Here is a 14,125-nt window from a genome sequence, read left to right as displayed (position 1 = left end):
AATATCAATTTGATACATTTATTATAATATTCTTACCTTTATCTCGACAGGTGAAAAGAGTTAAAAAGTGTGAACAATAGACACACTTTAGGCGGTCTAAAAAGCAGCGACTGCAATTTGACATTCCGCGACTGTAAGATATTAATAACCAGACAGATAATATTCCTGTTCTGGGCACTGGGCGAAAGCCGGAGAGAGATCTCCGGCTTTCTTGTTTTAGAGTGTTTAGCTTCTCTCAGGCGTGCTATCAGCTTTACTAATGTAAGAGAGTTCGACGGTTTAAAATCGGGCATGTAGAAATTCAATATGCAATTTTAGTAATACAATCCGGTTTCGTGTTTTTTATTAAATTACCCACATTCATCCATTAGATATTAATTTCACGCAGATCAGTCAGTATCTTTATTTCTTTTTTTATTTCCCGGATCATAAAGGTTGCAAAAACAACAAGAAAGGTGCTTCCTGAAATAACGATATACATGAAAAATGCTGTTGAAAAAGATTTCATAAAAACCGGTAGCAGTAAACCAAAGCCTGTAGTATAGGCTGCAAAGATCAAAGGTGTGGCCACATAATGAATTATTTTCCGGCTTCTATAAAAACTAGTGATATGGCTGGTGTAATTTCTGAAATCGCTACGTATATCTATCCGGTTCAGGATTACAAGGCTCCACGTTTCAATTACCACCCGTAATGCCAGCGATAGCATCATGAGGAATATGCCTGTATGAAACCAGTTTGCTTTTAGTCCGGTGAAAACAGATATATAACCAATCAGGAACAGGATAGTTATTCCCATTATACCAATATTCCAATATTGCCTGGTTTTAATTTTACGCGTATTTTTCTCTGCCAGCTCAATCAGATCTTCCAGTGGGTAAGACGTTCTAATTGTATTGCCGGGCTGGTTCCAGAGGTGCTGAATATTGTGAAATGATGTCATAATTGTACACAATTAGTTAGTTTCTTTTTAATACGATGCACTCTCACCCGCAAAGTATCAGCGGATATACCTATTATTTTAGCAATTTCGTCGTAATCCATTGCTTCTAAAATCATGGTAATAATTAATCTGTCTGTGGCCTCCAACTGCCCAATACAGGAATACATTTTTTTCAATTGCTCTTCCACGATTGGGTCGTAATCTACCTGTACTGCATCTGGAAGTTCCTGCATCGGAATTTCTCTTTTTATAGCTGACTTTCTTGTATGCTGCAAACAACAATTAACAGTGATCCGGTATATCCAGGTGCTTATCTGGGAATCATTGCGGAAGCTTTCCAGGTGTTGCCATATTTTAATAAATATCTCCTGAACTGTATCGTTGGCGGTTTGTTCCTCTCCCTTGAAATACCCTTTGCACATCCTGAATACCTTGGCCTGATGTTGTTCGTAGATGGTGGCAAACTGTTCTTTTTTACTCACGTTATTTCAGGCTTTCGGTTATTTTAGATAAGAACCATTCTGGTTGATCATACATGATAAAATGAGCAGCATTGTCGGCGTAGTAAATTGTTTTCTCATTAACATTTGCATATTGTTCGTTGTAGTTTTTTTCAATCACCGCTTTATTGGGGTAAGTGGCTGCCAGGATAACAACCGGTATTTTTATAAGAGCGTTTCTGAGGTCTAGCTTCAGTAAGTCAACATACCCGTCTACGTAAGTGGATCTATCTGCTTCCAAAAACCATTCAACGACCTTACTTCTCTTCTCCTTATTCAACATCATATACGCTACCTGTTGTTTGGCCATTTCGCGAAATGTTGTACTATCCATTTCCCGTATCCTTTGGTTATATGGATTATCATATCCTATATTTTCCGGCTTAAAGTTAGGCATCATCAAAGCTCCTGTACATGGTAAGGCATCCACTACTATGATTTTTTTGAACATTGTTGGCTCAGTTTCTGCCAGCCACAATCCCAGTGTACCGCCCAGGCTGTGCCCAATGATAGTGGCGCTCCGAATTTTATGACTGTTCACATATTGAATCACTGCTTCTTTAATAGTTGACAACCAAGGCCTACCGATAGGGGGAACATCTCCAAAGCCTGCAAAGGTGAAAATGTGGCACTCATAATGTTTGGATAATTCGCCGGTAATTCCCTGCCATACTTCACCCGTGCAGCCAAAACCGGGGAATAACAGGATGGGACTTCCTGTTCCTACAACCTTTACATTAAAAGCTGACTGCGCCTGTCCCTTGAAGGAACACAAAATAAATAATAAACTTAAAATGAGGGATCTGAATTTCATATTGAAGATTTTATTGTTTCTTATTAGATGCAGCCACTATCAAATTGTTACCGGATTTTTAAAAAAAGATGATTGAGGTGGAATTAATATCGCCTATTAAGGCAATTACGTTGGCCTGCCCTCCATTTTTTGTCCGCCTTCTGGTCTCTTATTATTATAATACTCTCCAATAAAATCCAGGGCCAAGTAGTCAAATAATGTTGCTGGAATTAGATAAGATATTGCATTTTAAAGAGATGCGATCCTATTTTGGCAAAGATCAGATAGTTCACTACCATGAAGTTTTTAAAACTGCCTTGCCAGATCAAATTTCAAATTTTAGGATTTAAGTAATAGTAACAGTCTGCACAATCGGTAGGTTCCAATATAATAGCCGTATTAACAAGAAGATTAAATCTTTTCTCCACATAACTTATTTAATATCGATTTAATTTGGTTCGATAACACTCCGCTACTGGGCACAAAAACAGAAAATCCGCTCTAGTAGCGGATTTTCTGTTTTACCGTATTTATAGCCATTTTATAAGTCATTTACAATCATGCTCCTGTGGGTTCGATTCCGGATTCTCCACTGCTCTCCAAAGTCACCTCTGGAATTGGTTCTAGTTGAATAAGTTTATATGTGGAACCTAATCCTTCGGCATAAATCTCTTTCTTACAAACAACGTTTTTGGAATACTTTTATCTCTTTTCCGAACCGATTCAAGCCGATATATTGCGTCCTCTCCCAATGAGGACAATTCCTCTACTAGTGTTATGTTAAATATCAAATGACGTAAATATAATGTATATTCGATGAAATATTTCCGGAGATGATACGCTATACCGTTAAATTAACAAAAAGTGAAGTTGAAGAATTACACAGCATAATAAATAAAGGTTCACATACTTCTCAAACCTTTCGTATGGCTTATATTCTATTAAATTGTGATGATGGAAAATACTCGGAAAAAGTGACCAACGAGCAAATAAGTAAAGTTTTGAAAGTTGGGATGCGCACAATAGATCGGGTTAAGAAGAAATTTATTGAAGAAGGCTTTGAAGGGGTATTAGAAAGACGGCCTTCAAATCGTATTTACGAGTCTAAAGTGGATGGAGATATAGAAGCGAAGTTAGTCACATTATGCTGTAGTGAGCCACCTAAGGGATTTGCTAGATGGTCGTTACGGCTCCTGGCAGACAAGATGGTTGAATTAAAGTATGTAGAAAAGATCTCTCATGTAACAGTAAGAAAGGTCTTAAAAAAAATGAACTTAAGCCCTGGAAATCAAAAGGGTGGGTAATCCCACCGCATTGTAATAGCGAATTTGTGGCAAAGATGGAGAATGTGTTAGATGTATATAAAAGGCCTTATAATGCTGATTATCCTGTTATTTGCATGGACGAGTCGCCAAAACAGTTAGTCGATGAAACGAGACAATCAGTTGCCATGAAGCCTGGTCAGGAAAGAAGAGTAGATTACGAGTACGTTAGACATGGCATGGTAAATATATTTATAGCAAATGAACCATTGAAAGGGAAGCGTTTTGTGGAGGTAACTGCATTCAAAGCCAGAAAGGATTGGGCAATGTTTATTAAAGAAATCGCAGATAAGAAATATCCCAAAGCGAAAAAGATAACCCTGGTGATGGATAATTTAAAAACGCACACGGGTGCTGCATTTTATGAGACCTTTGAACCCAAAGAAGCAAAAAGGCTGTGTGACAGATTTGAATTCATCTATACCCCAAAACATGGAAGCTGGTTAAATATGGCCGAAATAGAATTGCACGTGTGTAGTCGGTATTGGACAGTGTACAGTTTTTGGCAATTAAGGATGTACAATAAAAATTGCCAGATAGGGGTACATTTTGGAAGGCAAAACTAACTGATTTAATCGATTGATGAGAAGATTGTCTTTCTGTTTTTCAACCTAAAGCTCTCCCCGTTCAATTTCAATATTTCACATCTATATAAAATTCTATCAAGGATAGCTGTCGTAATAACTTCATCTCCAATCGTTTCAGCCCACTCTTTTGGCGATTTATTAGTAGTGATGATGAAGGATGTTTTCTCATGGAGCATATTGATAAAATGAAAGAATGCATTCGCTTCATTCCTGGCAATATCGATCATCATGATATCGTCGATAACGACCAGGTGGGCCTTTTGCAGGCGTTTATAGTCAGCCATGGCGGGTTTAGAGATGTCTCTTGTTCTGAGCATGGTCATAATTTCATCCATAGCTCTAAAATAGGCCCTATAGCCATTTTTGAGGGCATGATGGCATAGCCCCGCAGACAGGAATGATTTCCCGATGCCGTTTGGACCGAGGACAATTAGATTAAATTTCTGATCCAGCCAGGTCAATTCTTTCAGTTGTTCAAGTCGGGAAGCAGGCATTCCTTCTACCAGTGAGCAATCATATTCCTGAAGATTATGGGTGATAGGCAGACGGGCCTCTTTTGTTTTACGTTCCATATCTTTTAGATTTCTGTGTTGGATCTCAATGTCCAATAGCTTTTCAGCAAATTCCAGATAACTAATTCCTTCAGCAGAAGCGTTATCTGCTATTGACTCAACCTGAGACCCTATTGCGCCCAGCCTAAGTTGTCTGCAATGCCCGCTAATCTTTTCTTTTGATTTCATATGCTTTTGATTATTAAATATAAATAAGGGTAGAGTGAGCATGCATGCTCACTCTACCCTCACCGGTTTAACTGTTAAAAATCTTTTCATAATCACCCAGATCCCTTTTGTCTGGCTGTATAGCCGCCTTTCTGGTGCTATTAGGATCTAAAAGAATAATTTTCCCTGTCTGGGCATATTCTTCCTTATTCTCCTGCTCATGCATCTTTAAAAGATCTCTGAAGACAATAGCACTGGCATACTTCTCCCTAACACATTTCTCCAATACCTTATCATAGGTTTTTTGATCATGCTCCAGAATGGCCTCCCTGATAGCTAATAACTGATCTCTCAGATATCTGGCTTTTTGTTCCCGGATCATTTCAAAAAATTTGATAGCCAGAGACCTATCGGTAAACATTGCCGCAACCTCTTCCATCAAAACATTCAGCTTTTGAGATTTATCTCTTTTATGATCGCTATTGATGATTTTGTTGCCTTTACTATTTGCGATACTATGTTTACACAAAAACTCGTCCTGCTGGCTATAGACATGCAATTCATTTTCTTTGCGATAGATTTTGACCTCGACATCCTTCTTGTAGGTTCCCTGGGGCACTGAATAAAAATTACCCTCAAGCGAAAATGTATTATCTTTCCTTAAGTACCGTAAAATATAAGCTGGCTTGTTTTTTACCGGCATCCATGGCTTTAAATAACCCTGTTCGATGTCCCATTCGGCAAAAGGCACTTTTCTTGTGGTGGAATGTGCTACCCCATTTCCGGTTCGCGTCAACCACCCTAAGACCTGCTGCTGAAGGGTTTCTATGTCATAATAGACCCTGCCATATAAGAAGTTTCCTTTTACATATTTCACGACATTTTCTATTTTGCCCTTACTTTCCGGATCACTTTTTCGGCAAAAATGAAGGCCCAGAGCCTGTTCACGTACATAAGCTTTAAATTTTGAAGTAAGCAACAAATCACCTATTTGCTCATTAGACAACAATAGTTTATCCTGGTCATAAACCAATTCAGCTGTAATCCCATTAAAATACTGGAATGCAGCTTCATGGGCATTGATAGTGGTGTCTGTTGTAAAAGGAATGGATGAGAAGTAGACATATTTCATCCGGGAGCGGGATAACATCATGGTGAAGAAATGCACTTTCTTCTTTTTTGCCTCACTGTTCCGAAGATAATACTCTCCAAAGTCGGCTTGTGCCTGTTGACCATAGGGTAACTCCTCTACTACAAAGTATTCCCTCTCGATGGTTTCTAACGGAATGTTGTACTTCTGCCGGATACCCATTACATAGTTGTAAACTGTCTTGGGATTCAACCGTGGCAGATCCTTATAGTGTTCTTTAAGCCAGTCTAACATTTGCGCAGCACTGGCTCCAGGAGCTGCTATCAGTCTTCCTTTTACAAAGTCTTCGTATTTGTCCAGAACTTTCGGGCGGCTATTCTGTTTTATCAGGAACTCTTCGTACTCCGATTCACTCATTGCTAAATACCGGGCTATGGTGCGTCTATCGCATACTGCGTACTTTGCTATGGCTAAATTACTTAGCCCCTCCCTTGCCAATCTATGAATTTCATGATACATGATCCAATTACTCATTGTCTTTTTATCCATTTTACCCTCTTTGATGTAGAGCAAAACTGGGAATTTAAAAGTTGATCATGTACCCCTATACTCGCAATTGTACATCCTTATTTACCAAAACTGTACATTCTTATTTACCGAAGATGTACAGTGCTATTTACCGAAACTGAGCATCCTTATTTACCATAGTTGTACAATACTAATTGCCATTTTTAGGACATCCTTATTTACCGATCACAACGTGTTGAATGGACAGTGCCTGAACAGGCATATATCTACAATCGAGAAGGTAAAAGAAGAGGTCACTGAATGGCAAATTCATCGAAACAATAAGAACAGCCAAATAAACTGGCAATTCACAAACAAAGAAGCAAGAGTGAAGTTAAAAAGATTGTATCCGTCAATTAATAATTAACCTAACACTAGTGTTATGTTAAATATCAAATGACGTAAATATAATGTATATTCGATGAAATATTTCCGGAGATGATACGCTATACCGTTAAATTAACAAAAAGTGAAGTTGAAGAATTACACAGCATAATAAATAAAGGTTCACATACTTCTCAAACCTTTCGTATGGCTTATATTCTATTAAATTGTGATGATGGAAAATACTCGGAAAAAGTGACCAACGAGCAAATAAGTAAAGTTTTGAAAGTTGGGATGCGCACAATAGATCGGGTTAAGAAGAAATTTATTGAAGAAGGCTTTGAAGGGGTATTAGAAAGACGGCCTTCAAATCGTATTTACGAGTCTAAAGTGGATGGAGATATAGAAGCGAAGTTAGTCACATTATGCTGTAGTGAGCCACCTAAGGGATTTGCTAGATGGTCGTTACGGCTCCTGGCAGACAAGATGGTTGAATTAAAGTATGTAGAAAAGATCTCTCATGTAACAGTAAGAAAGGTCTTAAAAAAAATGAACTTAAGCCTTGGAAATCAAAAGGGTGGGTAATCCCACCGCATTGTAATAGCGAATTTGTGGCAAAGATGGAGAATGTGTTAGATGTATATAAAAGGCCTTATAATGCTGATTATCCTGTTATTTGCATGGACGAGTCGCCAAAACAGTTAGTCGATGAAGTGAGACAATCAGTTGCCATGAAGCCTGGTCAGGAAAGAAGAGTAGATTACAAGTACGTTAGACATGGCATGGTAAATATATTTATAGCAAATGAACCATTGAAAGGGAAGCGTTTTGTGGAGGTAACTGCATTCAAAGCCAGAAAGGATTGGGCAATGTTTATTAAAGAAATCGCAGATAAGAAATATCCCAAAGCGAAAAAGATAACCCTGGTGATGGATAATTTAAAAACGCACACGGGTGCTGCATTTTATGAGACCTTTGAACCCAAAGAAGCAAAAAGGCTGTGTGACAGATTTGAATTCATCTATACCCCAAAACATGGAAGCTGGTTAAATATGGCCGAAATAGAATTGCACGTATTGAATGGACAGTGCCTGAACAGGCATATATCTACAATCGAGAAGGTAAAAGAAGAGGTCACTGAATGGCAAATTCATCGAAACAATAAGAACAGCCAAATAAACTGGCAATTCACAAACAAAGAAGCAAGAGTGAAGTTAAAAAGATTGTATCCGTCAATTAATAATTAACCTAACACTAGTGCATAATTATAAAAAAAGTAATCTTATCATTGCGTCTAAATATTCCTCAATGAAATGTTCAAATTCTATGATTAAGTCATCGTAATAAAACATTTGTAATTGCTGGCTTACATAGATCACCATACACAATTGATCCGGGGTAAAGCGATTCGTTGCCTCCCCGCTCCCCACAGCCCCATACTGTAATAATTACGGAATATCAGGTGATAATCTTTCCTATAAGAAATAAGGGATTCCATACAGCATGCTTATTATCTTTCCCATCGACATACTTCTTTATAAATTTATCACTTACTTAAAATTTTTCTGGTTACAAATTCACTAAAGAAGTAATCCCGGTAAATATTACCGATCGGAATTTCGTTCTTCCCTATGTAAACTGTATTGTTATCTACAGAATCTATGTTGTCTACATTAATGATGTAAGATTTACTGACCCTGACAAAAAAATTTTTTGGAAGCAATTCATGAATAGTTTTAATATTCATAAGCGTGATCACTTTTTGATTCTCTAAGTAAACGATCACATAATCTTTTAAGCCTTCAATATAAAGTATATCGCTGAAATGTATTTTGAATATTCTGCGTTCTGATCTTACAAAAATATAATCAGTGGTTATGTTTTCTATATTGCTGTTGGTATGATCAGTACGGAATAATTTACAATACGTGTTTGCTTTTTCGACCGCCTTTTGAAAGCGCTCCAGTTTTACAGGTTTGATCAGGTAGTCAATAGCATCGACCTCATAGCTCTCAGCAGCAAATTCATGATAAGCTGTGGTAAATACCACTAAGGTGTTTTTGGGAATGGTTCTGGCAAATTCGATCCCATTCACTCCCGGCATTTGAATGTCCAGAAACACCAGGTCGACGGCATTTGTTGCCAAAAAATCCTTAGTAGCTTCTGCTCCGTTAAATGATGCGATAACTTCCAGATTTTCTGTCTGATGAACCAGTTTTTGGATCGCCTTTCTTGCTAATGGCTCGTCATCTACTATTATGCAGTTCATTTTATAGTTTTAAAGTTAAGGTGACGCAGTACGTTTCCGAATTGTCTTCTATTATCAAATCATGTAAAGATGGGAACAGCAGTTCTAGTCGTCGTTTAATATTGGCCAGACCTAATCCTCCTGATTTATTTACTGCTTTCAACGCTGGTTTCGAGTTTACGCATTTGAAAAAAAGCTCATCATGGCATACATCAAAATACAAATTCAAGTAGGATAATTTCGCAGAGTCGTTATTATGCTTTACAGCATTTTCGACAAATGAAATAAATAATAAGGGAGGAACCTGAACACCGCTTAATTCGCCTTCCTTTGATATTAAAAAATTGAAATTATCCCGTCTGACCTTTTCCAGGTTCAGAAAGTCTTCTAAGAAATGGATCTCTGAAGTGAGTAGAACCTTTTCTCTAGAGCTGTCATAAAGCTGATAACGAAGGAGGTCACTTAGTTTCACCAAAACCTGAGAAGCTTTTTTAGGATCATCTTCGATTAACACGTTAGCATTATTAAGCATATTAAAAAGAAAGTGTGGATTGATTTGATTCTTGAGCTGCTCCAGTTCACTATTGGCATTTGCCAGTTCCAGATCATGGATCAGTCGCGTATCAGATATCCACCGCTGAAAAAACTTAACTGCGGCTGATGCTACAATAAGCACTAATGTCATAAAGGAAAAGGTAAAAAAATTAATGTTATCATCCTCGTTAGGTAATAGATCTCGTTCAAACGAATCAGCAAAAACTTCGTGAACGTAATACGAAAGGACCATGCCTGAAAGCAAGAAGAGGCCATAGCTCAGGTATTTGTTTCTAAACAAGAATTTAGGAACGAAAAAATACATGTTACCGTAGGCTAACAGAATTATCTCGAAAAAAATAACCAGTCGATTGTAGGTCTCGAAAGGTTCTACATAGTCTGCCGGGCTATAATACAAAACCAAAATGCAAAAGGCAATCAGCGACAGATGCCTTTGAAACCGGTATTTTTCCAAAATAACTAACTGAAGCATCCAATTGGCATCCATTGTTTTTTTATGTAAAGGTTTATACATAAGGCGAAATTTAGAGCAAATCAAGTGATACCGCAGAAATAAAAAAACTTACTATACGAAAGCGCCTTAATAATATACGAAAGTAAGGTTTACAGGAGGTATACTGCCTTTAGGGTTTGAATAATGACTTACAGCCCATCATCCCTTGCGTGTGGATATATCGGGCCGGCTGTTTCCCTGACCTTTAGACTTGCTGCAACACGACCTGAAGTATTCTATTACCATGGAGGACCTTCTGTATCGCTTCTTTGCTGAAATCTCAAGTCGTATTTATTTTACTATACGTAAAAGCTGCTTTTCTATATAAAGAAATACGTTTCGTATATATAAAAATTGCGGGTTCTGTAAAAATATAGTTTAGCCGAAAATATAGCATTTAATTCTAAACTCTTATAAATGAAAAGCAGAATCCTATCCATGCTGGTATTCGTTTTTGCCTCGGTATTCCATGCCTATTCGCAGGAAAAAGTCACCCTCAGCGGCACGATCACTAACAAGTCCAATACCGAAACACTCATCGGCGTAAGCATTTACATTCCGGAAGCGAAAGTAGGTATTATGACCAATTCCTACGGATTTTATTCCACAACATTGCCTAAAGGAACTTACACCATTATCATAAGCCATGTGGGTTATGATCGCCAGGAGGAAAAGATCACGCTGACCGAAAACACAAAACGGAACTTCGGAATGACGGAAAACAGTAAGACGCTGGATGAAGTTTTAATTAAAACCAATACGCCGCAAGTGAACATCCGCAAACCTGAAATGAGTACCAATAAACTATCCATCGCCACGATCAAAAAGATGCCGGCCGTTTTGGGAGAGGTAGATGTCCTGAAATCGATCTTACAGCTTCCCGGGGTAACCAATGCCCAGGAAGGTGCGACGGGATTTAACGTAAGAGGAGGATCTGTTGATGGAAACCTGGTATTGCTTGATGAAGCCGTTGTTTATAATACCTCGCATCTATTCGGTTTCTTTTCTGTCTTCAACGCTGATGTGATCAAAGACCTGAAACTATACAAGGGCGGTATACCCGCTAATTTCGGAGGACGTATATCATCGGTACTGGATATTTATCAAAAAGAAGGAAACAACCAGGAGTTCCATGTTAACGGCGGGATCGGATTAGTTTCCAGCCGATTGCTTGTTGAGGGTCCCATCGCTAAGGGTAAAAGCTCTTTTGTTGTCGCGGGAAGAGGATCGTATGCCCATCTTTTTTTAAAAATGGCCAATGAACCCAATTCAGCCTATTTCTACGATCTGAACACCAAGTTCAATTACAAATTCAATGATAAGAACAACGTATTTGTTTCAGGATACTTTGGCACTGACAACCTGAATTTCAATAACAGTTTTATCAACACCTATGGTAACAGACTTTTCAATCTCAGATGGAACCATATATTCTCCAATAAAATATTTGCCAATGCATCTGCAATTTACAGTGACTATGACTACCAGATCAAGATCAAGACCATCGGTATGGACTGGAAAGCAGAGGTAAAAAATTATAATTTCAAATATGATTTCAAACATTATGTTTCGAATAACCTCACTTTAAACTACGGTATTAACTCAATTTATCACGATTTCAATCCCGGAACGATCAAGCCGTATGGAGTGAGTTCAGCGATCAATCCGGACCAGTTAGCCAAAAAGTACGCTTATGAAAATGCAGCATATATTAGTGCCGACCAACGCCTCAGCGATAAATTATCCGTGAATTATGGACTCCGTTACAGCAACTTTCAAAGAGTAGGCGCGCAGGAAGTCTACACCTATGCCAATGATCAGCCGGTCATTTACAATAAGGAATTTCATATTTATGAAGAGGCTGATCCAACCGGAACGATCAACTATAAAAAAAATAAAAAAATAGCCAGCTTCGGCAACCTGGAACCAAGGGTCGCCATTGCCTACTCGCTAAACAATGATAATTCTATAAAGGCGAGCTACAATAGAATGAGCCAGTATGTTCACTTGATCTCCAATACCGCATCTGCAAGCCCACTTGATATATGGGCCCCTTCTGACAAATACCTTAAACCAGAAATTCTAGACCAGGTAGCACTGGGCTACTTCCACAATTTCAAAGACGACAAGTATTCTCTGGAAGCTGAAACATTCTATAAAAAAATAAAGAATAAAGCAGATTATATCGACGGCGCAGATCTGTTAGGGATCGATGCTATAGAAAGAGTGCTTTTGAATGGCGAAGCAAGGGCTTATGGCCTGGAACTGATGTTGAAAAAAAATACAGGTAAGCTGACCGGCTGGGTTTCCTATACACTTTCTAAAGCGCAACAAAGAACACCGGGCAGAAATGCAGATGAACCGGGTATCAACAACGGAGAATGGTACAGGGCGAATTATGACAAATTGCATAATCTATCTGTTACAGGCGCTTATTCAGTAAGTCCGAAATGGTCTTTTGGAGCTATTCTCACTTTCCAAACCGGAAAAGCAGCGACATTCCCCAATGGAAAATATTTATACCAGAGTGTTACTGTTGCGAGTTACGGCGCAAGAAATGAGAATTCTTTATCTGCTTACCACCGTTTAGATGTCTCTGCGACCTACACACCTAAGCCCAATAAGAAAAAAGGGTGGCAGGGAGAGTGGAATTTCAGCATCTACAATCTTTACAACAGGAACAACGCGGCATCCTACTCTTTCAGACAGAACGAAGAAACCGGAAGAAACGAGACAAGAAGAATATCCATTTTCGGCATTGTTCCAAGCGTAACCTACAACGTGAAACTTTAAAACAACCATCCAACTTTAAAAACGATACACCATGAAACTACTTAAAATAATGCTCGTACCATTTGTATCATTGCTTGTAACAGGATGCGAAAAGGTTATTACTGCGGATCTTAAAACAGCAGCGCCAAGACTGGTTGTGGATGCCTCTATTGACTGGGTGAAAAGTACCACCGGCAATGAACAGAAGATCGTATTGTCGACAACAGCTGGTTATTACAACTCCGAATTCCCGAGTGTTTCGGGAGCAGTGATTACGGTAACCAACACGACAAATACTGTTTTTAACTTTGTAGAAACGCCCGGAACAGGGCAATACATTTGCAGCAATTTTATTCCTGTTATCGGCCAGACCTATAACTTAAAGATCGTTTTGAACGGAGAAACCTACACCGCCTCAGAAACCTTTACCCCAGTTTCTAAGATCGAGGATAACATTGATCAGAATAACAAGGGAGGCGAGGCCGGTGATGAGATCGAGATAACATTTTACTATCAGGATGATGCCAATCAGAAGAATTCTTATCTGAACAGCATTAACCAGCCTCATTCAGTGTTTCCCGAACTGGAAGTTGAAGACGATGAACACACCAACGGTAATTTAAATCAGGAATCGTATTCGCATGAAAAATTAAAGACAGGGGACCGGGTAGACATTAAACTGTACGGGATTTCGAAAAACTATTATAACTACATGTTCAAATTGATAGTGGCTTCGGGTAATGATGGTAATCCTTTCCCTACTATACCAAGTGCCGTTCGCGGAAATATTATCAATCAGACCAATAGCAAAAATTACGCTTTTGGATACTTCAGGCTGGCAGAAGTAGCTACTAAAAGCTATACGATCAAATAACCAGGTTTAGTGAGCGGAGTAACGGTCACAGGGCATCTACCCGATCGAAACTTCGCTCACTCAATAATTAGAACAAGTTCAGCAATATCATAATGCTTAGCGACATAGTATGCTATGTGCAATTGGGTAAAAAATGAGTAAGATAATAATTGTCCTTTCCCTATTCTTTTCCGTCTTAAGGGTTAATGGACAGAACGCTTCAATTGACTCAACAGATCACATAGGCGACATCCGATTCAATTACAGATCGCTCATCATTCCAATTGTTTTGATCGGATATTATAATACTCCCCTAAAAACGGACAGTAAGTTTAAGTGGAAAAACATCTTAAATTTAC

General features: G+C 38.5%; 11 protein-coding genes. 4 read left to right on the top strand and 7 right to left on the bottom strand.

What is annotated here, in order from left to right; all coding sequences use genetic code 11:
* Window positions 1–367 precede the first annotated feature (367 nt).
* The 3 genes from U0033_RS30040 to U0033_RS30030 are packed head-to-tail and all read right to left on the bottom strand — an operon-like array spanning window position 368 to window position 2,257.
* Window positions 368–943, bottom strand: coding sequence for a hypothetical protein (locus tag U0033_RS30040; RefSeq protein ID WP_072363944.1), 576 nt, complete (start codon window positions 941–943; stop codon window positions 368–370).
* Complete coding sequence (locus U0033_RS30035; protein ID WP_072363945.1) at window positions 940–1,425, bottom strand: RNA polymerase sigma factor; 486 nt, start codon at window positions 1,423–1,425, stop codon at window positions 940–942. Before U0033_RS30035 ends, U0033_RS30040 begins: the two co-directional genes overlap by 4 nt.
* Window position 1,426: 1 nt before the next feature.
* A complete protein-coding gene (locus U0033_RS30030; protein WP_072363946.1) occupies window positions 1,427–2,257 on the bottom strand; it encodes an alpha/beta fold hydrolase in 831 nt (276 codons plus the stop codon).
* An 812-nt stretch (window positions 2,258–3,069) separates the two neighbouring features.
* On the opposite strand from U0033_RS30030, the gene U0033_RS30025 reads away from it, so the two are divergent.
* Window positions 3,070–4,124, top strand: a protein-coding gene (locus U0033_RS30025; RefSeq protein WP_407654235.1) for an IS630 family transposase whose coding sequence is annotated in 2 segments (ribosomal slippage) — window positions 3,070–3,493 and window positions 3,493–4,124 — 1,056 coding nt in all. Because the reading frame shifts where the segments join, the coding sequence is not laid out codon by codon here.
* Between the two features lie 5 nt (window positions 4,125–4,129).
* On the opposite strand, the gene istB is transcribed toward U0033_RS30025, so the two are convergent.
* The gene (gene istB, locus U0033_RS30020) at window positions 4,130–4,885 is read right to left on the bottom strand and encodes an IS21-like element helper ATPase IstB (protein WP_072365684.1); all 756 of its coding nucleotides are present in this window, start codon (window positions 4,883–4,885) and stop codon (window positions 4,130–4,132) included.
* Between the two features lie 67 nt (window positions 4,886–4,952).
* Window positions 4,953–6,503 (bottom strand): IS21 family transposase, encoded by a 1,551-nt coding sequence (gene istA, locus U0033_RS30015; protein WP_322518490.1) that lies wholly within the window; start codon window positions 6,501–6,503, stop codon window positions 4,953–4,955.
* A gap of 456 nt (window positions 6,504–6,959) precedes the next feature.
* Here istA and U0033_RS30005 point away from each other — a divergent pair.
* Window positions 6,960–8,092, top strand: a protein-coding gene (locus U0033_RS30005) for an IS630 family transposase (protein ID WP_322518603.1) whose coding sequence is annotated in 2 segments (ribosomal slippage) — window positions 6,960–7,383 and window positions 7,383–8,092 — 1,134 coding nt in all. Because the reading frame shifts where the segments join, the coding sequence is not laid out codon by codon here.
* 299 nt (window positions 8,093–8,391) lie between these two features.
* Here U0033_RS30005 and U0033_RS30000 read toward each other — a convergent pair.
* A complete protein-coding gene (locus U0033_RS30000) occupies window positions 8,392–9,114 on the bottom strand; it encodes a LytR/AlgR family response regulator transcription factor (RefSeq protein WP_072366726.1) in 723 nt (240 codons plus the stop codon).
* A 1-nt stretch (window position 9,115) separates the two neighbouring features.
* On the bottom strand, window positions 9,116–10,162 hold the full coding sequence (locus tag U0033_RS29995) for a sensor histidine kinase (RefSeq protein WP_083571937.1): 1,047 nt from the start codon (window positions 10,160–10,162) through the stop codon (window positions 9,116–9,118).
* Window positions 10,163–10,558: 396 nt separating this feature from the next.
* Here U0033_RS29995 and U0033_RS29990 point away from each other — a divergent pair, with 396 nt between their 5' ends.
* Both U0033_RS29990 and U0033_RS29985 read left to right on the top strand, forming a co-directional pair.
* A complete protein-coding gene (locus U0033_RS29990) occupies window positions 10,559–12,934 on the top strand; it encodes a TonB-dependent receptor (protein WP_072366724.1) in 2,376 nt (791 codons plus the stop codon).
* A gap of 31 nt (window positions 12,935–12,965) precedes the next feature.
* Window positions 12,966–13,787, top strand: a complete 822-nt coding sequence (locus U0033_RS29985) for a DUF4249 family protein (RefSeq protein WP_072366722.1) — start codon at window positions 12,966–12,968, stop codon at window positions 13,785–13,787.
* Window positions 13,788–14,125 lie beyond the last annotated feature (338 nt).

The organism is Chitinophaga sancti, from assembly GCF_034424315.1.
GTDB classification, from domain to species: domain Bacteria; phylum Bacteroidota; class Bacteroidia; order Chitinophagales; family Chitinophagaceae; genus Chitinophaga; species Chitinophaga sancti.
Note: the sequence above shows the minus strand (reverse complement) of the source record. Positions and strands in the feature narration are given on the sequence as shown.

What these genes read in the sequence shown, in the direction of transcription:
- U0033_RS30040 (WP_072363944.1), bottom strand. Translation starts at nt 943, where the DNA reads ATGACATCATTTCACAATATTCAGCACCTCTGGAACCAGCCCGGCAAT.
- U0033_RS30030 (WP_072363946.1), bottom strand. Translation starts at nt 2,257, where the DNA reads ATGAAATTCAGATCCCTCATTTTAAGTTTATTATTTATTTTGTGTTCC.
- istB (WP_072365684.1), bottom strand. Translation starts at nt 4,885, where the DNA reads ATGAAATCAAAAGAAAAGATTAGCGGGCATTGCAGACAACTTAGGCTG.
- istA (WP_322518490.1), bottom strand. Translation starts at nt 6,503, where the DNA reads ATGGATAAAAAGACAATGAGTAATTGGATCATGTATCATGAAATTCAT.
- U0033_RS30000 (WP_072366726.1), bottom strand. Translation starts at nt 9,114, where the DNA reads ATGAACTGCATAATAGTAGATGACGAGCCATTAGCAAGAAAGGCGATC.
- U0033_RS29995 (WP_083571937.1), bottom strand. Translation starts at nt 10,162, where the DNA reads ATGTATAAACCTTTACATAAAAAAACAATGGATGCCAATTGGATGCTT.
- U0033_RS29990 (WP_072366724.1), top strand. Translation starts at nt 10,559, where the DNA reads ATGAAAAGCAGAATCCTATCCATGCTGGTATTCGTTTTTGCCTCGGTA.
- U0033_RS29985 (WP_072366722.1), top strand. Translation starts at nt 12,966, where the DNA reads ATGAAACTACTTAAAATAATGCTCGTACCATTTGTATCATTGCTTGTA.